Source organism: Streptomyces sp. NPDC051109, from assembly GCF_044455885.1.
In the GTDB taxonomy this organism is placed as follows: Bacteria; Actinomycetota; Actinomycetes; order Streptomycetales; family Streptomycetaceae; genus Streptomyces.
Map to the genome: position 1 here is coordinate 321,531 of NZ_JBITFF010000002.1, position 21,790 is coordinate 343,320.

Below are 21,790 nucleotides of genomic sequence, written 5' to 3' on the forward strand. Positions count from 1 at the left end.
CGTCACCCAAGAGTGCCCTTAACGTTGTTAAGCTGTCAACGCCACGGAAGAGTGAACCCCCGGGAGACGGAGCAGACGATGAACGCCAAGCCGCAGCAGACTCCGCCGCGCGTCCCGCCCCTGACCCGCCAGACCGTCGCCGAGACCGCACTGCGGCTGCTCAACGAGGCCGGGCTCGACAAGCTCACCCTCCGCTCCATCGCGCAGGAGCTGGACGTGAAGGCGCCGGCGCTGTACTGGCACTTCAAGAACAAGCAAGAGCTGATCGACGAGATGGCCACGGAGATGTTCCGGCGCATGGTCACGAACCCGGAGGAAGCCTGGCCGGACGGCTCCCCGACGCATTGGCGCGAGCGGATGCTGGCCGCCAATCGCGGTCTGCGCCGGGCCCTGCTCGCCTACCGCGACGGGGCCCGCGTGTTCACCGGCTCCCGCTTCACCGGAACCGAGCACGCGGAACAGTCCGAGACCCATCTGCGCGCCCTGCTGGCGGACGGGTTCGAACTGTCGCAGGCCGTAAGGGCCATGGCGACGACCTTCTCCTACACGCTCGGGTTCGTGATCGAGGAACAGGGCGTCCACCCCGTCCCGGGCGAGCGCCGGGAGGGCTACGAGGTGGCGGAGCGCGGCGAGCACCTGGCCGACTACCCGCTCGCCGCGGCCGCCGGTCCGCACCTCTTCCAGGAGTACGACCAGCACTTCGAAGAGGGTCTGCAGATCGTCATCGAGGGCATCGCCGCGCGGTACGCGATCCGCTGACCGCCGCACCGCGAGCACGGGTGGCCACCGCCTGCGGGGCGTTACGGGACGTTCGCCACGGTCTCGCAGCGGACCGCGACGTCGGCTCCGTCCGTCCCGTCGCAGGTGTCCTTCGCGTCGTCGCCCCCGTCGATGACGTCGTTGCCACCCGCTGCCGCGTCCGGGACGGGCGAGACCGGTGCGACCGGGGCGACGGGCGCGCCCTGCGCGGGCTTCACCGCAGGGGTCGGGCGGCCCGGGCGCGCGGGCTTGCCGGTCAGGCCGCTCCCGCCCTTCCCGTGCGCGGCGTGGCCGGAGTTGCTGTCGCCGATGATGGCGTCGACGCCGGCTCCGCCCAGCAGTACGTCCGCGCCGCGGCCGGTCGCGCTGCCCTCGGCGGACGAGTCGCCGGTGATGCTGTCGTCTCCGGGTCCACCGTCGATGACGTCCCTGCCGCCGCCGGTCGCGTTGATGCCGCCGCGGCTGTCACCGATCATGGCGTCGTTTCCCGCCTCGCCGAACAGGACGTCGTCGCCCCCGCCCGACGCGGTGGAGCCGAAGGCCATGCTGTCGCCGCCCATGCGGTCGTCGCCCGGCCCGCCGAAGAGGACGTCGTTGCCCCCGCCGTCCACGGGAGACCCGGTGGACAGCAGGTCGCCGCGCATGAGGTCAGCGCCTTCGCCGCCGTCCAGCTGGTCGTCGCCCAGGCCGCCGGCGATCGTGTCGTTGCCGCCGAGACCGCAGATCAGGTCGTTGCCGCCGAGGCCGTCGATGGTGTCCGCCTCCGCCGACCCGATGATGACGTCATTGCCCTCCGTCCCGGTGATCGTGCCCGACCCGGTGATGGTCGCGGGCTTCCCGAAGCAGGTGGCGTCGGCCGCGTGGGCGACCGTCGCGGGCGCCCCCAGGGAGAGCAACGCGGCTGCGGCCATCAGCGTGAGTGACGTACGGCAAGGCATACAGACCTCCGGTCGGAGTGTGCACAGCCGTTCCGGCTGTCCAGGGAAGCAGGCTCGAATCCGTGGGGAACGTATGGCGCAAATGCCTTGAATGCAATCAAATGCATAGCCTTTTGTATGCCTTACACCTGGTTGGCCCGCTGCCGGTGGGGCCGGACGAGTACACAGCGCGTGCGCACGCGCTGTGCTCGCGTGAAGCTTGAGACCAGGTGACACGCAACCCCTTCGGAAGGGTCTGTCCTCATGCCGCTCACGCATCGCAAGGATCTCGGACTGCTCGCCCTGCGCCTGGGGGCCGGCGGTGTGCTGCTCGCCCACGGCTCGCAGAAGCTCTTCGGATGGTTCGGCGGGGCGGGCCTCGAGGGCACGGCCCGGGGGATGGAGCACATGGGATTCACCCCGGGCCGGGAGAGCGCGATCGCGGCCGGGCTCGGCGAGGCGGGCGGCGGGGTGCTGCTCGCGCTGGGGCTGGCGACTCCGGCGGCCGGTGCCGCCGCCGCGGGTGCCATGGCCGGCGCCGCCGCCGTGCATGCGCCCGCCGGGTTCTTCGCCCAGGGCGGCGGCTTCGAGTACCCGGCCTTCCTCGGCTTCGTGGCGGCCTGCCTGGGCCTGTCCGGGCCCGGCCGCTTCTCGCTCGACCATGCCACCCGGCACCGCTTGGACCGGCCGGCCACGGTGGTGGCGGCCTTCGCGCTCAGCGCGGCCGCGGCCACCGTCGTACTGAACCGCCGGGCCGCGACGCTCGGCGCCGCCGAAGCGTCCGACCCCGACGGGGACGCCGACAGCCGGACGGCGTAGCCGCCGTCACCGATTCGCCGGGGCGGGGCTACCAGCCGAAGCGGCGGTCGACCTCCCGGGCGAACTCCTCGAACGTCAGCACGTTGTCGCCGTTTTTGTCCGCGGCGTCGAAGAGCGCGGACGAGGCGTCCACGTCCCCCAGGCCCCAGAACGGCAGGTCGCCGTCGGCGGCCAGCGTCGGGCCCTTCGCCCGCAGGGCGGTGATCACTTCCAGGCGGGTCAGGGTGCCGTCGTGGTTGAGATCGAGCGCCTCGAACAGTTTGCGGGCCTTCGCACTCATGCGTACGTCCTTCCGGGAGGAATCGGCAAGGGCTGCCAGCCGCCAGCGTACGGCGCACCGCACCAGGGCCGACGGGGGCGGGGGCGCTGCGGCGGCCGCCCGGGCCGCGGAGCCGTTTCGGCCGGATCCGAACCGACCGGTACACCAGGCCAGGCCGTGCCACACCCCGAACCAGCAGCGGAGGAATGAGGAATCACGCGGATGAGCAAGACACCACCCCAACGGGCCGCGGAGCAGGCCGTCACCGTCCTGATGGCGGTGGTGCCGTGCGGCGCCGATACCGCGCGGCAGATCCTGGGAGTCACGGCGCGGGCCGCCGGTACCGGACTGCGTGAGACGGCCGAGGCCGTGCTCCTCCTGAGAGGCGGCCGCAAGCCCACGGCCCCTCTCGGCCGGGCGCTGGCGGACGCGATGGACGAGGCCCGGTCCGCCGCCGAGCCCGAGACCCGGCCGTACACGCGGCTGCTCCCCGACCCGCAGGCCATCGGCGAGCTGCTGAAGCGGCACCGCGGACTGCGCCGCCGCGCCCTGGCCGCGCCCCACGACCCGGCCGTGCGCGATGAACTCGACGACGCCACGTACACCCTGTGCGTCCTGATGGGGCAACGGAACGCCTACACAGCACTGCGATCGGCCGAACTCCTCCTCGGCGCCGAGTGGCTCGGCACCACGACCTCCGGCACCACGACCTCCGGCACCACGACCTCCGGCACTGCCGCCCCCGGCACCACCGGGCTCCGCAGCCCCGGTAGGCGTCAACAGGACGCCACAGGGCGCGACTTTCCGTAGTCGAACTGCTACCTTTCGTGATCGCCGAGGGAAGTGATCACGCGTAGAAGGGTGCGTCCATGAAGACGGTCGGGAAAACGACCCGTGCACTGGCGTTCGCGCTGGTGGGGCTGCTGGCGGCGGCAGCCGTACCGGCCGGGACGGCCTCCGCCGCGACGGGGCGGGCGGCTGCGTGCCGCAACATCGGAACCTCGTTCACCGACAAGCTGATCCCCGGACAGTGCATCAGCCATGGCGCCAACCGCCTGGAGATGCAGTACGACGGCAACCTGGTCCTCTACTCGGGCAGTCGGGCCTGCTGGGCGAGCGGCACCGACGGAACCGACGGGGTGTACGCCGAGTTCTCGGGCGACTGGAAGCCCGACTCCCCGTACCTTTCCCTGGAATCGCAGTTCGGGCAGCTCAGGAAGTACCGCGGGAAGTACACGGGCCTGCACAAGACCGGCAACGTCAGCATCAACGACAAGGGCGAGGTCTGGATCGCGTACGGAAAGCTCGCGGGCTGCTGATCATGGCCGTCAACGGAAAGGCGGCGCGTGGCGCCGCCGCGCTCGTCCTCGCCTGCGCCGTCCTGTTCGGGGCGCCGACTGCCGCCGGAGCGGCGGGCGGCGCACAGCGGGCACCCGGCACCGCTGCCGTGCAGGTGCGGCCGGCGGACGCGTGCGTGGCGGGCGAGAACCTGGGCGAGATCGCGAACAACTTCATCTCGCGGTGCCGCAGGGGGTCCATCCGGCAGGCGTTCCCCGGGGAGCACTACGGGGACACGCTCGGGTACATCCGCGGCTGCGGGCTCAAGTCCTGCCAGACGGCGTGGAAGCTGCTGAACGACAACCGGTTCAGGAAGTGAGGACGTACGTCGCCGTTCTCGTCTGCGTCGCCGAGGCCGCGGCCTCGGCGACGTCCGGCAGTCGGGCGCCCCTGTACCGGGAGAGCTTCGTCCTGCTGACCGCCCGGACCGAGGACGAGGCCAGATCGAAGGCCCGGGCCCACGGCGAGGGACTGGAGACGAGCTACCGCAACGAGCGGGGTGAGCTGATCACCTGGACGTTCCGGCAGCTCGTGGACGTCGCGGAGCTACCCGCCGAGCGCCTGGGCGACGGAACGGAGCTCTACACGAGACACTTCCGGGACTTCGCCGCGTACGCGGCGTTCGAACCCCTCCTCTCGGGCGAGGACCTCTGACGCGTGAGACCTCTTGAGCTCCGCTCCCCGGCCGTCCGCCGCAGCACGTCCCGGCGGGCGCTGCTCGCCGGATCGGTCGGCAACCTCGTCGAGTGGTACGAGTTCGGCGTCTACGGGTGCCTGGCCACGGTCATCGCCGCGAACTTCTTCCGGCCCGAGGGGAGCAGCGGAGCCGAGGCGCTCGTGGCCGCGTACGCCTCGTTCGCGCTGGCCTTCTTCTTCCGGCCCGTCGGCGCCGTACTGTTCGGGAGGCTCGGCGACCGGCTGGGCCGGCGGCCCACCCTCATCGTGGTCGTCGGCCTCATGACCCTCGCCACCGTGACGATCGGGCTGCTGCCGACCCGCGCCGCCATCGGCTCCGCCGCGCCCTGGCTGCTCACCCTCCTGCGGGTGCTGCAAGGGCTCTCCGCGGGGGGCGAGTTCGGCGGGGCCGTCGCCCTCATGACGGAGTACGCGCCGGTGGGCCGCCGCGGTCTCTTCGGCGCCTGGCAGTCCTTCACCGTCGCGCTCGGCCTGCTCACGGGGGCCGGTACGGCCGCCGCCCTGGCGAGCGCGCTGCCCGCCGGAGCCCTGCACGCGTGGGGCTGGCGCATCCCGTTCCTGCTGGCCCTGCCGCTGGGTGCGGTGGCGCTGTGGTTGCGTACGGCCTTGGAGGAACCTCCCCCGCCGCCGGCTCCCGCGGCGGATCCCCGTCGCGTCGGACCCCGGGAGCTCGCGCGGGCCGTCGTCCTCGGCATCGGCCGGATCATGGGCTGGTCCGCGGCCGGGTACACCTTCCTCGTCGTCCTGCCGTCGTACCTCCAGGCGACCCTGGGCGCCTCCCTGCGCGAGGCCCTGCTCGCCACCGCCCTCGCCAACGCCGGGTTCGCCGCCTCGATCCTGCCCGCCGGGGCGCTCAGCGACCGGATCGGCCGGCGCCCGGTGATGCTGGCCGGGGCCGTCGGCGTCGTGGTGCTCGCCCTCCCCCTCCTGCACGTGCTCCAGTCCCCCGGCGCCTCGCCGTGGTCCAGGGCCGGGGCCGTACTGCTCGCGGGTGCGCTGGTCGGCCTGATGGCCGGACCGGGGCCGGCCATGCTCGCCGAGATGTTCCCGCGCCGGGTGCGCTGTACCGGGCTCGGACTGGCCTACGCCCTCGCCAACGCGGTGTTCTCCGGCTGCGCCGGGCTCGTCATCACCGCACTGACCGCCCGGACGGGAGACACCTCCGTGCCCGCCTACTACGCCGCCGGCGCGTGCGCCCTCAGCTGCCCCGCCCTGCTCGGCCTGCGCAGCCGTGATCACGGGGAGCCGCTGCGATGAGGGTGATCGGGCTGATGTCGGGGACCTCGTACGACGCCGTCGACGCCGCGGCCGCCGACCTCGAACTCTGCGCCGAGGACGGTGCACTGCACCTCGTGCCGCTGGGCATGGTCAGCGAGCCTTACCCGGACGACGTACGGGAGGCCCTCGCCGCCGCCCTGCCGCCCGCGGCGACCACCCTGGCCGAGGTCTGCCGCCTCGACACCCGGATCGGGCAGGCCTTCGCGGCCGTCGCCGCCCGCGCCGACCGGGAACTGTGTGCGGGGCGCGCCGAGTTGGTCTCCTCGCACGGGCAGACGGTGTACCACTGGGCCGAGGACGGCCGGGTGCGCGGCACGCTGCAGCTCGGCGAACCGGCCTGGATCGCCGAGCGCAGCGGCTGCCCGGTCGTCTCCGGATTCCGGCCGCGCGACGTGGCGGCGGGCGGGCAGGGCGCACCCCTGGTGAGTCTGATCGACCTGATGCTCCTGCGCGGGCGCCCCGGCGTGCCGGCCGCCCTGAACATCGGGGGGATCGCCAACGTCACCGTGCTGCCGACGGGCGGCGGTCCCGTGGCGTTCGACACCGGCCCGGGCAACGCGCTGATCGACGCCGCGGTCCGTGAACTGAGCGCCGGGAAGCGCGCGTACGACGCGGACGGCGCGCTCGCCGCCGCCGGGCGCGTCCACGAGGGACTGCTGGAGCGGCTGCTGTGCGGGGAGCCGTACTACCGGATGCCGGCGCCCCGGACGACGGGCAAGGAGCTGTTCCACGCGGACTACCTGCGGACGCGGCTGGCGGGGTTCGGCGAGCTCCGGCCGCAGGACCTCGTCGCCACCCTCACGCGTCTGACCGCCCGGACGGTGGCCGACGCGCTGCGCCCGCTCGGAACCACCGAGGTGTTCGTCTCCGGTGGCGGAGTACGGAACCCCGCGCTGATGGCGATGCTCCGCGACGAGCTGGCGGACGGCACGGGCAGTACGGGCAGTACGGCGGTGCGCATGTCGCAGGAGCTGGGGCTGCCCCCGGAGGCGAAGGAGGCCTACGCCTTCGCGGTGCTCGGGTACCTCACCCTGCACGGCCTCCCCGGCAATGACCCGGGGTGCACCGGCGCCGCGGGGCCGCGCGTCCTCGGGTCGCTCACCCCGGGCAGCCGCACCCTGCGCCTTCCCGGGCGTCCCGGCCGCGCCCCGCACTCCCTGACCGTGCGCGGCCTGCTGGACGGGAACGCGAGCCGGAGTCCTCGTCCCCGATGCTGATGGCGGCCATCGGCGCCTGACCGGGTCCGGTCTCAGCGCTCGGCCGGGGGTTCGAGCAGTTCGGGGCCGTTGTTCCGCACGCTGTTGACCGCCGTGGAGACCGCCCGTACGTCGAGGTGGCCGTCGGACGGGGTGTGGAGCAGCGCCCGGAGCTCGTCGACATCCTCGTGGGCGGGGTCCAGCCAGGCGTCCTGGTCTTCCGCGGCCACGGCCAGGGGCATGCGGGGGTGGATGCGGCCGGCCGCATCGGTGGCCTCGGTCGTGATGATCGTGGTGGTGGTGAGCCAGGCGGCCGGGTCGTCCTCGTCGGTCACGGACGGGTCGCGCCAGAACTCGTACAGCCCGGCCATGGCCATCACCCCGGCGTCCTCGGGAGTGATGAAGTACGGCTGCTTGTACGCCTTCGCCGTGGCGGTGGCGGCCACGGCCTGCCACTCGTAGAAGCCGTCGGCGGGCAGCAGGCAGCGGCGCCGGGTGAAGGCGCGGCGGTAGGCCGGTTTCTCGTGCACCGTCTCCACCCGCGCGTTGATCATCCGGGCGCCCCCGTTCGGGTCCTTCGCCCAGGACGGGACCAGGCCCCACCGCACGGTGCGCAGTCGGCGCTCCACCTCCCCCGTCGTGCGGTCGGGGCGTTCGAGGACGGCCCACACCTCGTCGGTGGGGGCCACGTTCCAGCTCGGTGCCAGCGTCTCCCGGGGGTCCCAGCGGGCCTCGAACAGGCCGGCCAGGTCTTCGGGGGCGCGGCTGGACGCATATCGACCGCACATGGCATCCACTGTCCCACCCCGAGGGCACTTCCGGTGCGGCGCGGCACGGCGCGGCTCCGCACCGTGCCGGCGCCGCGGGCGCGGGGTTCAAGGAGGGGTACGTGCCCGCAGCCACCGGGGCGGCCGCCCGGGCCGCTCACCGCGGACGGCCGCCGTCTCCAGGGTAGGCCGCAGTGCCGCCACCGCGCTCAGTGGCGGTCGGCATGCTGGTCCCGAGCCGGTTCGGGCTCGAAGCGCGTCAGGCGCGCCGGGATCACCGCAGGGCCTGCGGTACGGCTCCTCGGGTACGGTCTACGGCCTCATGGCCTGGCCGCCGATGCCGGCGGCGCCGTCCAGCAGCTCCTGCCACCACGACTCCACCTCGCGGTGGTTCATCGCGGCCCAGGCGGGGGTCTGCTCCACCTGGCCCCGGCCGAGGCGGCGGGCCAGCGCCACCATCTCCCGGCCCGCCGCACCGCGTGCGGCGTGGTACCCGCCCAGCAGCTCGGCCCAGGTGCCGGCCCGGCGCCAGGCGTCCTCGAACGCCGTGGCGTCCTGGAGGGCCTTGGCCACCCCGCTCGTGTTGTGCGGGCGCACCACCGTGGCCGCGTCGCCCGCGAGCAGCAGGCGCCCGGCCGCCGTACGCACGGTCTCGAGGTCGTAGATGGGCTGGACGTAGGTGTCCGCGGGCTCCGTCATGGCGAGCACCCGCGCCCAGTGGGGCGGGAACTCCCGCTCCAGCAACATGCGCAGGTGCGCGGTGAGTTCCTCGGTCACCCGCCCCGGCGGGAAGCTCGTCGGGTCGTCGAACGGCAGTCGGCCGGCCCGCGGGGGCATGGCGTACAGGACCCAGTTCACCCGGGGGCCGTCCGGGCCGGGGATGGGGTAGATCACGCAGCTCCCGCCGGTGAAGCAGATGGTGGTCACCGCGTCGGAGGGCACGCCGCCGTTGCCGAGCGCGGCCGGCCCCCGGGCGTCGAGGTTGCCGCGCCAGCAGACGTACCCGGCGTAGACCGGCCGGGAGCCGGGGCAGACCGCCTCGCGCACCACCGAGCGGTACCCGTCGGCGCCGACGACCAGGTCGAACGTCTCGGCGGTCCCGTCTGCCAGCCGTACCTCGGCACGCCCGCCGGCGGCGGCCACTCCCGTCACCGCCGTGCCCTGCCGGTAGACCACCGAGTCGGGCGTCGCCTCCCGCAGCCCGCGCCACAGCAGGCCCCAGTGGTACGAGTGGAAGGGGAACGGCTGCTCCCAGAACACCCGCCCGGCCGGCCCGGCCGCCGCGTCGTCCCGGACGATCCAGCGGCGCCGGGTCAGGGGGTGCGCGGCGATGCCTGCGGGCAGCGCGCCGCCGGCTGCGAGTTCGGCGGCCCGGCCGTCGTGGATGCAGAGCCCCAGGCCCCGGTCCGCCAGCCGTCCGCGGGTGCGCTCCAGCACGACCACCTCGTCGGCGCCCGCGCGGGCCGCCGCCGAGGCCAGCGCGCACCCGGCGACGCTCCCGCCCACCACCGCGACCGAACCGCCCCGCATGCCTGCCCCCTCCGCGCGAACTCCCGGAGCCCGCCACCCTACTGAGAAATCTCCGGCCGGGGTGGCGGTTCGTCCAAGGGAGGCCGGCGAGGGGTTCGCGGGAGGTCCGCCGGCGGGAGGGTCAGCCGGACAGTGCCGCCGCGACGACGGAACGGGCCTCCTCCTGTACGCGGGCCAGGTGGTCGGCGCCGAGGAAGGACTCGGCGTAGATCTTGTAGACGTCCTCGGTGCCCGACGGGCGGGCCGCGAACCAGGCGTGCTCCGTGGTGACCTTGATGCCGCCGATGGCGGCCCCGTTCCCCGGGGCCGCCGTCAGCACGGACGTGACCGGCTCACCCGCCAGGGTGTCGGCGGAGACCTGTTCGGGGGACAGCCGGCCCAGCACCGCCTTCTCCTCCCGTGTGGCGGGGGCGTCGATCCGCGCGTACGCCGGCTCGCCGAACCGGGCCGTGAGGCCCGCGTACCGCTCGCTCGGGGTCTGACCCGTCACGGCGAGGATCTCCGAGGCCAGCAGGGCGAGGAGGATGCCGTCCTTGTCCGTGGTCCACACCGAGCCGTCGCGGCGCAGGAAGGAGGCCCCGGCCGACTCCTCGCCGCCGAAGCCGATGCCGCCCGCGGAGAGGCCGTCCACGAACCACTTGAAACCGACGGGCACCTCCACCAGTTCGCGGCCCAGGTCCGCGGCCACCCGGTCGATCATCCCCGAGGACACCAGCGTCTTGCCGACGCCCGCGTCCGCCGGCCACTGCTCGCGGTGGCTGTAGAGGTACTCGATCGCCGTGGCGAGGTAGTGGTTGGGGTTCATCAGCCCGCCGTCCGGTGTCACGATGCCGTGCCGGTCGGCGTCCGCGTCGTTGCCGGTGGCGATCTGGAACCGGTCCCGGCCCTCGATCAGCGAGGCCATCGCGTACGGGGAGGAGCAGTCCATCCGGATCTTGCCGTCCCAGTCCAGCGTCATGAACCGCCAGGTCGGGTCGGTGTACGGGTTGACCACGGTCAGGTCGAGGCGGTGCTCCTCGGCGATCCGCCCCCAGTACGCCACGGAGGCACCGCCGAGCGGGTCGGCCCCGATGCGCACGCCCGCGGCGCGTACGGCGTCCAGGTCGAGCACGGACGGCAGATCGCGCACGTACGTGCCGAGGTAGTCGTACGTCCCCGTGGTCGAGGCTGCCGAGGCGCGCGCGAACGGGATCCGGCGGACCTCCTTCATGCCTCCGGTGATGATCTCGTTGGCGCGCTCCTGGATCCAGCCGGTCGCATCCGATCCGGCGGGCCCGCCGTGCGGCGGGTTGTACTTGAAGCCGCCGTCCGCGGGCGGATTGTGCGAGGGGGTGACCACCACTCCGTCGGCCAGGGCCGAGGTGCGACCGCGGTTGTGGGTGAGGATCGCGTGCGAGACGGCCGGCGTGGGGGTGTAGCCGTCGGCGGTGTCGACGAGCACGGTCACGTCGTTGGCGGCGAAGACCTCCAGGGCGGTCACCCGGGCGGGTTCGGACAGGGCGTGGGTGTCCGCACCGAGGAAGAGGGGGCCGTCGATGCCCTGCTGGGCCCGGTACTCGCAGATCGCCTGGCTGGTCGCGGCGATGTGGTCCTCGTTGAAGGCCGTGGCGAGGGAGGAGCCGCGGTGGCCGGAGGTGCCGAAGCTGACGCGCTGGCCGGGATCCGCGGGATCGGGGTGCAGGGCGTAGTACGCGGTCACGAGCCGGGCCACGTCGACCAGGTCCTCCGGGCGCGCCTGCTGCCCCGCTCTGTCGTTGAGCATCCGCCCATTCCTCCGTACTGGATCAAAGAGAACAACAGTGGTCATTGTGTCGCCCCCTGAACGTGCCCGCACCGCCGCGTCCCCACTCGGCCCCCACCTGTGCCCCCGGTCACGCCACCGGGGGCCTCCCGTCCGGTGAGCCGGCCGGGGCGCAGCGGACCGAGGTCGCGTTCGGCTGCGCGCCCCGGTCTTCGCCGCCACGCGCCCTGCCGGGGAGGGTCTCATCGTGCGGTCGGCCCGGTGGCGGCCTCGCGCACGCCGGTGAAGACGGTCGTGGCGGACAGGAGGAAGGCGTCGGGGCGGCGCATGATGCCGTGCCGCGCCTCGGGATCGAGCAGCACGTCGAGGGTGTCGAGGTCGTCCGCGTCGAGCATGTCGCTCGCGGCCTCCCGCAGCCGGGTCAGCTGGGTGTGCAGGAAGGTGCGGGCCGTCCCGCCCAGCGGGGCCGGCAGGTCGAGGAGGTAGGTGAAGCTCCCGACACGGGACAGCCCGGCGCGGCCTAGCATCGCGGGCCAGTCCTCGACGACGGGGGTGCTGCCGGGGAGCTCGGTCCGCATGACCGAGAACCAGTGTTCGTGGACGGCGTCGAGCCGGGCCTGCAGGCCCGGCTTGCCGATCCCGATGTCGCGCGGGAGGAAGCGCATCGGCAGGCCGCCCTCCGCCACGGCGAGCACCCCGCCGGGCCGCAGCGCACCGGCCAGCGCGTCCAGCGCGCCCTGCTGGTCGCCGAGGTGGTGGACGGCCCTGCTGCTCCAGATCAGATCCGCTGTGCCGAGGCCGTCCCCGGCGGCCCCGTCACCGCTGCCCAGGCCTTCGGGCAGTTCCGCGTGCCGCACGGCCACCCTGTCGCCGAGGCCGAGCTTCTCGGCGCGGGCCAGGGTGCGGTCCAGCAGGCCGGGCGTGGCGTCGACGGCCACGGTCTCGGCGCCGGCGAAGGCCTCGGCGAGCACGCAGGTCATCACGCCGGGGCCGCTGCCGATGTCGAGGATGCGGCGGACCTGGGCCGATGGGCCGAGCAGCTCGCCCAGGTGGGCCGCCGTCCGGCGCAGTCCGGGGAGCTGCAGTTCGGCGCCGTTCTCCAGCTGGGTGGCCATGACGTCCCAGTCGAGGTCGGTGCAGTGGTGGCCGGAGCCGTGGCCGGGCGCACGCCCGTGGCCCTGGCCGTGTTCGTGGCCGCTGCCGCTGCCGTTGCGGTGTGAGGGGTGGGAATCGCTGCGTGGGCTCATGGCGCGGAGCCTGCCCCCTGCGGATCCGGTACGACAACTCTTGTTGCTGTTTCCGGGACAGCGCGGTGGAATGCCCCCATGGACACACCAGCCGATACACCAGCCGACGTACCGGCCGACGCCCCGCCGCCCTACCAGAGCGTCCTCGAGGGGGTCGGCCCCCGGCTCAAGCGGCTCCGTGTCAAGCGCGGGCTGACGCTGGCCGCGCTCTCCGAGACCACCGGCATCTCCAAGAGCACCCTGTCCCGGCTGGAGTCCGGGCAGCGCCGCCCCAGCCTGGAGCTGCTGCTGCCGCTGGCCGGCGCGTACCGCGTGCCGCTGGACGACCTGGTGGGGGCGCCCGAGGTGGGCGACCCCCGGGTACGGCTAACCCCGCACGAGCTGCCGGGCGGCGGTACGTTCGTCCCGCTGTCCCGGACTCCGGGACCCCTCCAGGCATACAAGATGATCATCACGGACCGGGGTTCCGAGCCGGATCCGCGTACCCACGAGGGCTACGAGTGGATGTACGTGCTCCAGGGCCGGCTGCGGCTGGTACTCCCCGACCACGACCTGGTCCTCGGCCCCGGCGAGGTCGCCGAGTTCGACACGCGGCTGCCCCACTGGTTCAGCAGCGCCGACGGCCGGCCCGTCGAGGTGCTCAGCCTCTTCGGCCGGCAGGGCGAGCGCATGCACGTCCGCGCGAAGCCCGCTCCGAAACCGGCTGGACCGGGCGGCACCGACCGGCCCGCGTGAAACGGCGCGGGTCAGGCCGGCAGGTTGAGGAGGACCAGCGGGCGGCTGCTGGGCCGGGTGGATCCGCCGGCGGGTTCGACGGTGAGTCCCACCCCGGAGGCGCCCTGGATGCCGCCCTGCATGAGCGTGGCCCCGTCCTGCGTGAGCAGCCCGGCGGGGCGCATCGTGCCGTGGTCCTCGAACCAGAGCTGGTACGTGCGGTCCGCGCCCGGGTCGGGGAGCCCCGCGCCGATGAAGACCGCCCTGTTCTGCGCCTTGGAGCTGACCACGGAGGCGGCCGCGCCGGTGCTGGTGCGGCCCCGTACCGTACGTGCGTCGGCGGCGGCCACGACGGCGGAGACGTCCTGGAGGCGGCGTTCGGTGGCCTGGGCCTGCTGCCGGGCCTCCTCGGCGAGCTGGTTCTGCCGGACGGTGACTCCCCCGAGCACGGCGACCCCGGCGACGCTCGCGGCGATGGCCAGCGTGATCGCCTTGCGGCGCAGGATCGCGGTGAACGTCATCGGCCGGCCCGTGGCCGGGAGCAGCGGGGGCAGTTGGCGGACGGACTCGATGCCGTACAGGACCGCGTCCTTCATGTGCGCGGGCGGCGGCAGGGTGGCGGCCCCGGCCAGGCGGGCGGCGGTGGCGGAGAACTCGGCCACTTCCTGTCGGCAGGACGGGCAGTCGGCGAGGTGTGCGGTGAACACCTCGTGTTCCGTCGGCGTGAGTGCGTGGAGGGCGTACGCGCCGGTGAGGGTGTGCAGTTCCCCGTCGTGCTTCATGTGGTCACCCCCATGCAGTCGCGCAGCCGGATGAGTCCGTCGCGCATGCGTGTCTTGATCGTGGGCAGTGGAGTGCGCAGGGTCTCTGCGACCTCACGGTAGGTCAGCCCCTGGTAGTAGGCCAGGGTGACGGCTTGTCGCTGGATCTCGGTCAGGCCGCGCATGCAGCGCCGTACCTGTTCGCTCTCCAGCCGGGTTTCGACCTGTTCCGCCACTTCGTCGAACGGGCGCGCCTGTTGGCGGGCGGCCTGGTCGTGTTCGCGGTTGATCGCGGCCTGGGCGGAGCGGACGCGGTCGACGGCCCGGCGGTGGGCGAGGGTGGCGGCCCAGGCGGGCACGCTGCCCTGTTCGGGTCGGTAGCGGGCGGCTTGCCGCCACAGGTCGATCATCACCTCTTGTGTCACCTCCTCGGACTGGGCGCGGTCGCGTACGACCCGGACGACCAGTCCGAACACGGTTCCGGACAGGGCGTCGTAGAGGGTGGAGAAGGCGTCCTTGTCGCCGCGGGCCACCCGGGACATCAGTTCTTCGAGCCGGGGGGCCGCGGTGTCGGGGACGCCGAAGGGCAGCGGTTGCCCGGTGGTGGCGGAAGGTCCGCCGGGGTCCGTCCGTCGCATGACAGTCCTTTCCTGTCGAAAGGACCGGCCCTCAACTCAGAGGGCCGACCGCTCCGGATGCTGCCAGGTTCCCGTTCTTGACCGGTCTTCGGAGCAGACATCTGTGCGGATTGGTCAACCAGGTCGCCAATTGCCGATCGATGTGCAACCCCCCGCACCGCTGCTGACTCAGCTTTCGGCAACTGGCACCAATCCGCGGGCCCTGCGGCCGCGAAGCAAGGGGAAACGCCGTCCCGGACGGCGGCGTGGCGACCGGTGGGGAGTGACGGACTGTGCGTACCCAGAGTGTGGCCGTGATCGGCGGCGGGGTTGCGGGACTGACCGCGGCCTACGTCCTGCAAAAGGCGTGCGACGTCACGCTGTACGAGGCGGACCCCCGGCTGGGGGGCCATGCCCACACCCATGAACTGCCGGCCCCGGGCGGTGGCACGGCGCGGGTGGACTCGGGGTTCATCGTCCACAACGAGCGCACCTATCCCCTGCTGATCCGGCTCTTCCGCGAACTCGGAGTGGCCACGCAGGACTCCGAGATGAGCATGTCGGTGCGGTGCGACGGCTGCGGGCTGGAGTACGCCGGTGCCCGCGGGGCCGCGGGACTGTTCACCGGGCGCGCCGCCCTGCGCGGCCGGTACCTGCGGCTGCTGGCGGAGGTGCCGCTCTTCCACCGCCGCGCCCGCCGCCTGTTGGCCGCGGACGGGCTCCCGCAGCAGCTCACCCTGCGCGACTTTCTCGCCGACGGCGGGTTCTCCGCGTACTTCGTCAGCCACTTCATCACGCCGCTGGTGTCGGCCGTGTGGTCCTGCCCCCCGGCGACCGCGCTGGAGTACCCGGCCGCGTACCTGTTCCGCTTCCTCGACCACCACGGGCTGCTGTCCGTGACGGGCTCCCCGCAGTGGAAGACGGTCACCGGCGGCAGCGCGGCCTACGTGGACAGGGCCGCCAAGGAGATCAGCAACGTCCGGACCGGCACCCCGGTCATCCGGGTGGACCGGATACCGAGCGGCGTCCTGGTGGGCACCGAGCACGGCACCACCGACGCCTACGACGCGGTCGTCATCGCCACCCACCCCGATCAGGCACTGCGCCTGCTGGCCGATCCCACCCGGGACGAGCAGCGGATCCTCGGGGCCTTCCGGTACGAGGCGAACCCGACGGTGCTGCACACCGACACGGGCCTGCTGCCCCGCTCGCCCAGAGCCCGGGCCTCCTGGAACTACCACCTCGACGACTGCCACCCGGGGGCGGGCGGGGTCCAGGTCAGCTACGACATGACACGCCTCCAGCGGCTGCCGGGCGCCACCCGGTACGTCGTCACCCTGAACTCCGGCGGGCGGATCGACCCCGAGCGCGTGCTGGCCCGCATGGACTACGCGCACCCCGTCTACACGCCCCGGTCGGTGGCCGCGCAGCGGGCGCTGCCCCGCCTCAACACGCGGGTCACCGCCTTCGCCGGGGCCTACCACGGGTGGGGCTTCCACGAGGACGGCTGCCGTTCGGGGGTACAGGCGGCCGCGGCGCTGGGGGTGCGCTGGTGAGCGGGGTGCAGGCGCCCACGGTGGCGCAGCGGGCGAGCCGGACGGTCCTGGCGGAGCCGAAGGTCCCGGTGGCGCCGGCGGACCCGGTGGCCGCGGCGGTTCCGACGCCCCCCGCCCTGCCCGCGGCCGCCGTGCCGGCCCTGTACGACTGCGTCGTCTCCCACGTGCGGACGGCTCCCGTACGGCACTCCTTCCGGCACCGCACGTACATGTGGCTCGTGGACCTGGACGCGCTCCCCCGCCTCCCCTGGCCGCTGCGACCCCTGGCCCGCTTCGACGCCCGGGACCACTTCGCCGCCGCGCCGACCATCCGGGCCGGCCTCGACGCGTACCTGGCCTCCCGGGACGTGCACCTCGACGGCGGGCAGGTCCTGATGCTGGCCCACGCCCGGGTCCTGGGGTACGTGTTCAACCCGCTGACCCTGTACTGGTGCCACGATCGCGCCGGAGCCCTGGTCTGTGTCGTGGGCGAGGTCCACAACACGTACGGCCAGCGCCACTGCCACCTCCTGCGGACCGACGGCGCCGGCCGGGCCGAGGCGGCGAAGGAGCTGTACGTCTCGCCGTTCTTCCCCGTCGACGGCCACTACCGCATGCGGCTGCCGGAGCCGCGGGAGCGGCTGCAGATCGCCGTCCAGCTCGAACGCGCCGGGCAACGGGCCTTCACCGCGACCCTGCACGGCCGGCACCGCCCCGCCACCTCCCTCGCCCTGCTGCGCGCGGTCGCCCGGCGGCCGTGGTCCACGGCCGCCGTCTGGGCCGGGATCCGCCGGCAGGCCGTCCGACTGCTGCTCCGCGGGCTGCCCGTACAGCCCCGCCCCGACCGCGCTCTCCAGGAAGGCATCCTCCCGTGACCCTTTCGCTCCCCCGCACCGCCGACGAAACCGCCGGGCTGCGGGCCGCAGCCGTCGACACGGGTGCCGACGCCCGCGCCCACGCGTGGCCGGACGTGGCGCGGCCGCCGGCGGCCCCCTTCGGGCACGCGGCCGCCGCCCGCCGGCTGGTCCGGCGTGCCCTGGCCGCCCTGCCCCTGCGCTGCCGCTTCGGCGCAGAACCGGCCCGCGGCATCGGCCCTTCGCTGACCGTCCACGACCCGGACGCCTTCTTCCGCCGGATCGGGGCGCACGGCCTGATCGGCTTCGGCGAGTCCTACATGGCGGGCGAATGGGACAGTGACGACCTGACCGGCCTGCTGACGGTCCTCGCCGTGCACGTCGACGACCTCGTGCCCGCACCGCTGCGCAGGCTGCGCGGAGCGTGGGCGCAGCGCCGGCCCGAGGCGCAGCTGAACTCCCGGGCCGGGGCCCGGGAGAACGTCCAACGCCACTACGACCTGTCGAACGAGCTGTTCGCGCTGTTCCTCGACGAGACCCTGTCGTACTCCTCAGCCGTGTTCACCTCCTTCCCGGCGCGCCACGAGAGCCTGCCGGCCGCGCAGCACCGCAAGATCGACCGGCTGCTGGACCTCGCCTGCGTCGGCCCGGGCGAACGCCTGCTGGAGATCGGCACCGGCTGGGGCGAGCTCGCGCTGCGCGCCGCCGAGCGTGGGGCGCACGTGACGACGGTGACCCTCTCCGCGGAGCAGCAGCACCTCGCCCGCCGCCGGATCGCCGCCGCGGGGTTCGCCGACCGGGTGGACGTGCAGCTGCGGGACTACCGTGATCTGGAGGGGCGGTACGACGCGGTGGTGAGCGTGGAGATGATCGAGGCGGTCGGCAGGGACTTCTGGCCGGCGTACTTCGCCGCCCTGCGCGATGCGGTGGCGCCCGGCGGACGGATCGCGCTCCAGTCCATCACCATGGGGCACGAGCGGATGCTGCGCACCGCCCGTACGCACACCTGGATCAGCAAGTACGTCTTCCCCGGCGGCTTGATCCCCTCCCGCGAGGCCATCGGGGCGCACGCGGCCGGTGCGGGGCTGCGGATCGTCTCCGACCAGGGGTACGGGGAGCACTACGCGCAGACCCTGGCCCTGTGGCGGGAGCGCTTCGCGGAGCGGGTCGAGGCCGTGGCGGCGCTCGGCTTCGACGCGACGTTCCGGCGGATGTGGGAGTTCTACCTGGCCTACTCGGAAGCCGGGTTCCGGGCCCGCTACCTCGACGTCCGGCAGCTGCTGCTGACGCAGGACGTCTCGCTGGGGGCGGGGCAGTGACCGCCGCCTCCCGGGAGGCCCTCGGGAGCAACCTGGCCGCGGCCGCCGGCGCGGCCGCCGCGGTCCTGCTCCTGGCCTTCGCCGTCGGGACGGCCCGGCGCCTGCACCGGACGGCGGACATCGCCTGGGGCCTCGCGTTCGCCGCGATCGCGGTGGTCTCGTACGTCCTGTCGGCCGGCTACGGGGACGGCGGCCGGCGGCTCCTGGTCGCCACCGGCACGGTCGTCTGGGGGGTGCGGCTGGCCGGGCACCTCGCCTGGCGCGGCCGCGGGCACGGCGAAGACCCCCGCTACACGGAGCTCCTGGCCCGGGGGCGGGGGAACCCGCAGGTGCGCGCCCTGCTCACGGTGTACGTGCTCCAGGCGGGCCTGGTCTGGCTGGTCTCCCTGCCCGTCCAGGCCGCGTCGTACGTGGACTCCCCCGTCGGCGTGCTCGACGTACTCGGAGCGGCGCTGTGGGCGGTGGGCCTGGGCTTCGAGGCGGTGGGGGACTTCCAGCTCGCGCGGTTCAAGGCCGATCCGGCGCACCGGGACGCGGTCATGGACCGGGGTTTGTGGGCATGGACCCGCCATCCGAACTACTTCGGGGACTCGCTGGTCTGGTGGGGTCTCTACCTTCCGGTATGCGGGACCTGGCGGGCCGCGCTGCTGTGCGCGGTGTCCCCGGTGGTGATGACGCTGCTGCTGACCGTGGGGAGCGGCAAGCGGCTGCTGGAGGTACGGATGGCCGACCGGCCCGGTTTCGCGGATTACACCGCCCGTACCAGCGGGTTCCTCCCGCTGCCGCCGCGGGGAGGCCGGGCGTGAGGGGGCCGACGGGCGCGCTGGCGCTGCACCGGGTGCCGCAGGACCCGGCGGCCGCGGTGCTCCTGCTGCACGGAGGGCGCGCGGAGGGGCTCGCCGCGCCACCGCGCGCGAACCTGCCGGGGCTGCGGATGCGTCCGTTCGCCCGGGCGATCGCGGGGGCGGGCTCGGCGGCGCGTCGCGTGCTGGTGGCGGAGGTCCGCTACGAGCACCGGGGCTGGAACGGCCACCGCGCGGATCCGGTCCACGACGTGTGGCAGGCGCTGCGCGAGTTGTGCTGCGTGGCCGGGCCGCTGCCCGTGGTGCTGGTGGGGCATTCCATGGGCGGGCGCGCGGCGTTGCGGGCCGCCGCCGACCCGCTGGTCCGCGCGGTGGTGGGGCTCGCGCCCTGGTGCCCGCCGGGTGAACCGGTCCTGCACCTCGGGGACACGGCCGTGGTGCTCCTGCACGACGAGGCCGACCGCGTCACCGATGCCCAGGGGTCGTGGGACTACGTACGGCGGGCCCGTGCCCGGGGCGCCCGGGCCGCGGGCATCGCCATGCCGCACGGCGGGCACGCGATGCTCCGCCGGGCCGCCGCCTGGCACCGGGTCACGACGGACACCGCGCTGGGCCTTCTCGGCCTGGCCCCGCTCCCGGAGGCCCTGTTCACGGACCACGTCCCCGCCGCACCGGCCCCGTCAGCGGCCCGGTGAGGCGGTGGCCGTCAGCGGCCCGGTGAGGCGGTGGCCGTCAGCGGACGCCGGTCCCAGTCGTCGATCTGCCGCCCCAAGGGCGCGAACGCGAGGAGGAACAACAACCCCGCCAGCGGCAGCAGGTCCAGGCTGACACCCGTGGCCACGATGCCGGCGACCACCGCGACGGGCCGCCAGGCGGCTGTCCGGCGCAGGGCCGCCAGCCGGGTCAGGAGCAGCAGGAGGCCGACGTAGAACAGGAGCGGACCGACGGTGTAGACGGCAGGCTCCACACCGGCGTGGCTCTTGACGTGCCGGAAGAGATCGTTCATCGCCTCGCGGTCCTCGCTGAGGAACCCCACGGCCAGGTCGATGACCACCTGCGCGACGACGGCGGCCATGCCGACCAGCGCGGTCACCGCCCCGGCTCCGGCGAGTCCCCGACCGGCCCCGCCTCCACCCGCCGCGGCCATCCTCCGCATCCCCAGCACGATGGGGACGAAGCACGACACGGCAGCCAGGAAGAAGACATGGCCCGAAGACCAGGCCAACCCGGGACCGTGCTCCTCGTCGGTCATCCGGATGAGCCCGTAGGCGGTCATACAGAGCGGACCGGCGCTGAACGCCGCCCGCCCCCATGGTGAGTTCGACATGGATCGATCATGGCCGCGCCGAACCGGCCCGTCCTCGGGGAACGCCCTGACCCGCCCCTGAGGGGGCGGGTCAGGGGCCTTAGGGGACCCCGCCTGGGAGGAGGGCCCCGTCTCGCGTGAGGACCCGCGTCGCGACTACTCGACGACCAGCTCGACCGGGATGTTGCCGCTGGTGGCCTTGGAGTAGGGGCAGACCTGGTGGGCCTGCTTGACCAGCAGCTCGCCCGTCTCGCCGGCGAGGGACTCCGGCAGCTCGACGCGCAGGGTGACGGCCAGGCCGAAGCCCGTGTCGTCCTTGCCGATCGAGACCTCCGCGGTGACCGAAACCTCACCGGTGTCGACCTTCGCCTGCCGGCCGACCAGGCCGAGCGCGCTGGCGAAGCAGGCCGCGTAACCCGCCGCGAAGAGCTGCTCGGGGTTGGTGCCCTGGCCACTGCCGCCGAGGGCCGGGGGCATGGCGAGCGCGAGGTCGATCTGGCCGTCGGAGCTGACCGTGCGGCCTTCGCGGCCGTTGGCGGTGGCGACAGCGGTGTACAGCGCGTCCATCAGGGGTTCCTCTCGCGGTGGTGACCGTTCAGCCGGTGATCGGCTGACCTCCAGAAGTAGAGCACACAATTTAGTTGTGCACAACTAAATGCCTCGCAAGCCATGCCCGGGTACACTTGCGCCCATGAGCGAGCAGCCCACCCCCACCCTCCGCGACGAGGACTTCCTCCGCCTGGACGGCCAGATCTGCTTCGCGCTGAACTCGGCGAGCCGGGCCTTCAACGGCCTCTACCGCGTCGTCCTGAAGGACCTCGGCCTGACCTATCCGCAGTACCTGGTGATGCTGGTGCTGTGGGAGCACGGCACGACGCCCGTCAAGGAGATCGGAAACCACCTCCGGCTCGACTCGGGAACGCTGTCCCCGCTGCTCAAGCGCCTTGAGGCGGCCGGACTCGTCCATCGGGAGCGCAGCACGGAGGACGAGCGGTCCGTCCACGTCGGCCTCACCGGGGCCGGCGCGGAGCTGCGCGCCCGCGCAGTGGAGGTGCCGCGCCGGATCGCGGCCGCGACGGGCTTCGAGCTCGCCGAGATCCGCGATCTCCAGATCCGCCTGCAGCGCCTCACCGCGGCCCTGGACGCCGCCGTCCCCGAGGCCTGACCGGCCCGGGCGGAACCGGTCGAAACGCTTCCCGGACGCTGCGCCGGCTCCCGGGACCGTGCGCGGCCACCACCGGGCCGCACGCACTCTCCGTACGCCCCGGGCCGCGGCTGACCCGCGCCCCGGCCGGGGCCGTCCGCCGGGCAATGCGCCCGCGCCGGGAGTAGGT

General features: G+C 73.7%; 25 protein-coding genes. 15 read left to right on the top strand and 10 right to left on the bottom strand.

What is annotated here, in order from left to right:
• Nucleotides 1–78: 78 nt before the first annotated feature.
• The gene (locus tag ACIBAD_RS04420) at nt 79–759 is read left to right on the top strand and encodes a TetR/AcrR family transcriptional regulator (protein ID WP_398904388.1); all 681 of its coding nucleotides are present in this window, start codon (nt 79–81) and stop codon (nt 757–759) included.
• A gap of 41 nt (nt 760–800) precedes the next feature.
• Here the strand turns inward: ACIBAD_RS04420 and ACIBAD_RS04425 are convergent, their stop codons facing one another.
• Nucleotides 801–1,670: a hypothetical protein gene (locus ACIBAD_RS04425; protein WP_166681991.1), complete on the bottom strand. Its 870-nt coding sequence runs from the start codon at nt 1,668–1,670 to the stop codon at nt 801–803.
• Nucleotides 1,671–1,940: 270 nt separating this feature from the next.
• On the opposite strand from ACIBAD_RS04425, the gene ACIBAD_RS04430 reads away from it, so the two are divergent.
• Nucleotides 1,941–2,495, top strand: coding sequence for a DoxX family membrane protein (locus ACIBAD_RS04430; RefSeq protein ID WP_134068950.1), 555 nt, complete (start codon nt 1,941–1,943; stop codon nt 2,493–2,495).
• Between the two features lie 28 nt (nt 2,496–2,523).
• Here the strand turns inward: ACIBAD_RS04430 and ACIBAD_RS04435 are convergent, their stop codons facing one another.
• Complete coding sequence (locus tag ACIBAD_RS04435; RefSeq protein ID WP_054223381.1) at nt 2,524–2,775, bottom strand: EF-hand domain-containing protein; 252 nt, start codon at nt 2,773–2,775, stop codon at nt 2,524–2,526.
• 201 nt (nt 2,776–2,976) lie between these two features.
• Between ACIBAD_RS04435 and ACIBAD_RS04440 the strand changes: the two genes are divergently transcribed.
• The 6 genes from ACIBAD_RS04440 to ACIBAD_RS04465 are packed head-to-tail and all read left to right on the top strand — an operon-like array spanning nt 2,977 to nt 7,283.
• Nucleotides 2,977–3,564: a DUF5133 domain-containing protein gene (locus ACIBAD_RS04440; protein WP_398904391.1), complete on the top strand. Its 588-nt coding sequence runs from the start codon at nt 2,977–2,979 to the stop codon at nt 3,562–3,564.
• A gap of 59 nt (nt 3,565–3,623) precedes the next feature.
• Nucleotides 3,624–4,073, top strand: a complete 450-nt coding sequence (locus ACIBAD_RS04445) for a hypothetical protein (protein ID WP_398904393.1) — start codon at nt 3,624–3,626, stop codon at nt 4,071–4,073.
• 2 nt (nt 4,074–4,075) lie between these two features.
• Nucleotides 4,076–4,411, top strand: a complete 336-nt coding sequence (locus tag ACIBAD_RS04450) for a hypothetical protein (protein ID WP_398904395.1) — start codon at nt 4,076–4,078, stop codon at nt 4,409–4,411.
• Nucleotides 4,408–4,746 (top strand): DUF4288 domain-containing protein, encoded by a 339-nt coding sequence (locus ACIBAD_RS04455; RefSeq protein ID WP_166681993.1) that lies wholly within the window; start codon nt 4,408–4,410, stop codon nt 4,744–4,746. Before ACIBAD_RS04450 ends, ACIBAD_RS04455 begins: the two co-directional genes overlap by 4 nt.
• 3 nt (nt 4,747–4,749) lie before the next feature.
• On the top strand, nt 4,750–6,045 hold the full coding sequence (locus ACIBAD_RS04460) for an MFS transporter (protein ID WP_398904398.1): 1,296 nt from the start codon (nt 4,750–4,752) through the stop codon (nt 6,043–6,045).
• Nucleotides 6,042–7,283: an anhydro-N-acetylmuramic acid kinase gene (locus ACIBAD_RS04465; RefSeq protein ID WP_398904400.1), complete on the top strand. Its 1,242-nt coding sequence runs from the start codon at nt 6,042–6,044 to the stop codon at nt 7,281–7,283. Before ACIBAD_RS04460 ends, ACIBAD_RS04465 begins: the two co-directional genes overlap by 4 nt.
• Nucleotides 7,284–7,315: 32 nt before the next feature.
• Here ACIBAD_RS04465 and ACIBAD_RS04470 read toward each other — a convergent pair whose 3' ends face one another.
• From ACIBAD_RS04470 to ACIBAD_RS04485, 4 genes are all read right to left on the bottom strand, one after another.
• On the bottom strand, nt 7,316–8,050 hold the full coding sequence (locus tag ACIBAD_RS04470) for an SOS response-associated peptidase (protein WP_398904402.1): 735 nt from the start codon (nt 8,048–8,050) through the stop codon (nt 7,316–7,318).
• A 291-nt stretch (nt 8,051–8,341) separates the two neighbouring features.
• The gene (locus tag ACIBAD_RS04475) at nt 8,342–9,559 is read right to left on the bottom strand and encodes a monooxygenase (RefSeq protein WP_398904404.1); all 1,218 of its coding nucleotides are present in this window, start codon (nt 9,557–9,559) and stop codon (nt 8,342–8,344) included.
• A gap of 121 nt (nt 9,560–9,680) precedes the next feature.
• Nucleotides 9,681–11,321 (bottom strand): phosphoglucomutase (alpha-D-glucose-1,6-bisphosphate-dependent), encoded by a 1,641-nt coding sequence (gene pgm, locus ACIBAD_RS04480; RefSeq protein WP_398904406.1) that lies wholly within the window; start codon nt 11,319–11,321, stop codon nt 9,681–9,683.
• Between the two features lie 221 nt (nt 11,322–11,542).
• Nucleotides 11,543–12,547 (bottom strand): class I SAM-dependent methyltransferase, encoded by a 1,005-nt coding sequence (locus ACIBAD_RS04485; RefSeq protein WP_398904408.1) that lies wholly within the window; start codon nt 12,545–12,547, stop codon nt 11,543–11,545.
• Between the two features lie 78 nt (nt 12,548–12,625).
• On the opposite strand from ACIBAD_RS04485, the gene ACIBAD_RS04490 reads away from it, so the two are divergent.
• Complete coding sequence (locus ACIBAD_RS04490) at nt 12,626–13,282, top strand: helix-turn-helix domain-containing protein (protein WP_398904411.1); 657 nt, start codon at nt 12,626–12,628, stop codon at nt 13,280–13,282.
• 11 nt (nt 13,283–13,293) lie between these two features.
• Here the strand turns inward: ACIBAD_RS04490 and ACIBAD_RS04495 are convergent, their stop codons facing one another.
• Entirely contained in the window at nt 13,294–14,043 is a 750-nt protein-coding gene (locus tag ACIBAD_RS04495; protein ID WP_398904413.1) for an anti-sigma factor domain-containing protein, read from the bottom strand.
• Entirely contained in the window at nt 14,040–14,564 is a 525-nt protein-coding gene (gene sigK, locus ACIBAD_RS04500; RefSeq protein WP_053693623.1) for an ECF RNA polymerase sigma factor SigK, read from the bottom strand. The genes ACIBAD_RS04495 and sigK overlap by 4 nt, the downstream gene beginning before the upstream one ends.
• Nucleotides 14,565–14,932: 368 nt before the next feature.
• Between sigK and ACIBAD_RS04505 the strand changes: the two genes are divergently transcribed.
• The 5 genes from ACIBAD_RS04505 (at nt 14,933) to ACIBAD_RS04525 (ending at nt 19,845) form a co-directional block, all read left to right on the top strand.
• Nucleotides 14,933–16,195 (top strand): NAD(P)/FAD-dependent oxidoreductase, encoded by a 1,263-nt coding sequence (locus tag ACIBAD_RS04505; RefSeq protein WP_398904415.1) that lies wholly within the window; start codon nt 14,933–14,935, stop codon nt 16,193–16,195.
• A gap of 86 nt (nt 16,196–16,281) precedes the next feature.
• Entirely contained in the window at nt 16,282–17,049 is a 768-nt protein-coding gene (locus ACIBAD_RS04510; protein WP_166682112.1) for a DUF1365 domain-containing protein, read from the top strand.
• A 38-nt stretch (nt 17,050–17,087) separates the two neighbouring features.
• Nucleotides 17,088–18,347 (top strand): class I SAM-dependent methyltransferase, encoded by a 1,260-nt coding sequence (locus ACIBAD_RS04515; RefSeq protein WP_398904771.1) that lies wholly within the window; start codon nt 17,088–17,090, stop codon nt 18,345–18,347.
• Nucleotides 18,344–19,153 (top strand): DUF1295 domain-containing protein, encoded by an 810-nt coding sequence (locus ACIBAD_RS04520; RefSeq protein ID WP_134068961.1) that lies wholly within the window; start codon nt 18,344–18,346, stop codon nt 19,151–19,153. Before ACIBAD_RS04515 ends, ACIBAD_RS04520 begins: the two co-directional genes overlap by 4 nt.
• On the top strand, nt 19,150–19,845 hold the full coding sequence (locus ACIBAD_RS04525) for an alpha/beta fold hydrolase (RefSeq protein ID WP_398904417.1): 696 nt from the start codon (nt 19,150–19,152) through the stop codon (nt 19,843–19,845). The genes ACIBAD_RS04520 and ACIBAD_RS04525 overlap by 4 nt, the downstream gene beginning before the upstream one ends.
• A gap of 11 nt (nt 19,846–19,856) precedes the next feature.
• Here ACIBAD_RS04525 and ACIBAD_RS04530 read toward each other — a convergent pair whose 3' ends face one another.
• The gene (locus tag ACIBAD_RS04530; RefSeq protein WP_398904419.1) at nt 19,857–20,477 is read right to left on the bottom strand and encodes a hypothetical protein; all 621 of its coding nucleotides are present in this window, start codon (nt 20,475–20,477) and stop codon (nt 19,857–19,859) included.
• Between the two features lie 135 nt (nt 20,478–20,612).
• On the bottom strand, nt 20,613–21,023 hold the full coding sequence (locus ACIBAD_RS04535; protein WP_119094526.1) for an organic hydroperoxide resistance protein: 411 nt from the start codon (nt 21,021–21,023) through the stop codon (nt 20,613–20,615).
• Nucleotides 21,024–21,147: 124 nt separating this feature from the next.
• On the opposite strand from ACIBAD_RS04535, the gene ACIBAD_RS04540 reads away from it, so the two are divergent.
• The gene (locus tag ACIBAD_RS04540) at nt 21,148–21,621 is read left to right on the top strand and encodes a MarR family transcriptional regulator (protein WP_134068963.1); all 474 of its coding nucleotides are present in this window, start codon (nt 21,148–21,150) and stop codon (nt 21,619–21,621) included.
• Nucleotides 21,622–21,790 lie beyond the last annotated feature (169 nt).

Excerpts from the sequence above, each read along its gene's own strand:
- ACIBAD_RS04420 (WP_398904388.1), top strand. The coding sequence starts at position 79 with ATGAACGCCAAGCCGCAGCAGACTCCGCCGCGCGTCCCGCCCCTGACC.
- ACIBAD_RS04425 (WP_166681991.1), bottom strand. The coding sequence starts at position 1,670 with ATGGCCGCAGCCGCGTTGCTCTCCCTGGGGGCGCCCGCGACGGTCGCC.
- ACIBAD_RS04430 (WP_134068950.1), top strand. The coding sequence starts at position 1,941 with ATGCCGCTCACGCATCGCAAGGATCTCGGACTGCTCGCCCTGCGCCTG.
- ACIBAD_RS04435 (WP_054223381.1), bottom strand. The coding sequence starts at position 2,775 with ATGAGTGCGAAGGCCCGCAAACTGTTCGAGGCGCTCGATCTCAACCAC.
- ACIBAD_RS04440 (WP_398904391.1), top strand. The coding sequence starts at position 2,977 with ATGAGCAAGACACCACCCCAACGGGCCGCGGAGCAGGCCGTCACCGTC.
- ACIBAD_RS04445 (WP_398904393.1), top strand. The coding sequence starts at position 3,624 with ATGAAGACGGTCGGGAAAACGACCCGTGCACTGGCGTTCGCGCTGGTG.
- ACIBAD_RS04450 (WP_398904395.1), top strand. The coding sequence starts at position 4,076 with ATGGCCGTCAACGGAAAGGCGGCGCGTGGCGCCGCCGCGCTCGTCCTC.
- ACIBAD_RS04465 (WP_398904400.1), top strand. The coding sequence starts at position 6,042 with ATGAGGGTGATCGGGCTGATGTCGGGGACCTCGTACGACGCCGTCGAC.
- ACIBAD_RS04470 (WP_398904402.1), bottom strand. The coding sequence starts at position 8,050 with ATGTGCGGTCGATATGCGTCCAGCCGCGCCCCCGAAGACCTGGCCGGC.
- ACIBAD_RS04475 (WP_398904404.1), bottom strand. The coding sequence starts at position 9,559 with ATGCGGGGCGGTTCGGTCGCGGTGGTGGGCGGGAGCGTCGCCGGGTGC.
- pgm (WP_398904406.1), bottom strand. The coding sequence starts at position 11,321 with ATGCTCAACGACAGAGCGGGGCAGCAGGCGCGCCCGGAGGACCTGGTC.
- ACIBAD_RS04485 (WP_398904408.1), bottom strand. The coding sequence starts at position 12,547 with ATGAGCCCACGCAGCGATTCCCACCCCTCACACCGCAACGGCAGCGGC.
- ACIBAD_RS04490 (WP_398904411.1), top strand. The coding sequence starts at position 12,626 with ATGGACACACCAGCCGATACACCAGCCGACGTACCGGCCGACGCCCCG.
- ACIBAD_RS04495 (WP_398904413.1), bottom strand. The coding sequence starts at position 14,043 with ATGAAGCACGACGGGGAACTGCACACCCTCACCGGCGCGTACGCCCTC.
- sigK (WP_053693623.1), bottom strand. The coding sequence starts at position 14,564 with ATGTCCCGGGTGGCCCGCGGCGACAAGGACGCCTTCTCCACCCTCTAC.
- ACIBAD_RS04530 (WP_398904419.1), bottom strand. The coding sequence starts at position 20,477 with ATGTCGAACTCACCATGGGGGCGGGCGGCGTTCAGCGCCGGTCCGCTC.
- ACIBAD_RS04535 (WP_119094526.1), bottom strand. The coding sequence starts at position 21,023 with ATGGACGCGCTGTACACCGCTGTCGCCACCGCCAACGGCCGCGAAGGC.
- ACIBAD_RS04540 (WP_134068963.1), top strand. The coding sequence starts at position 21,148 with ATGAGCGAGCAGCCCACCCCCACCCTCCGCGACGAGGACTTCCTCCGC.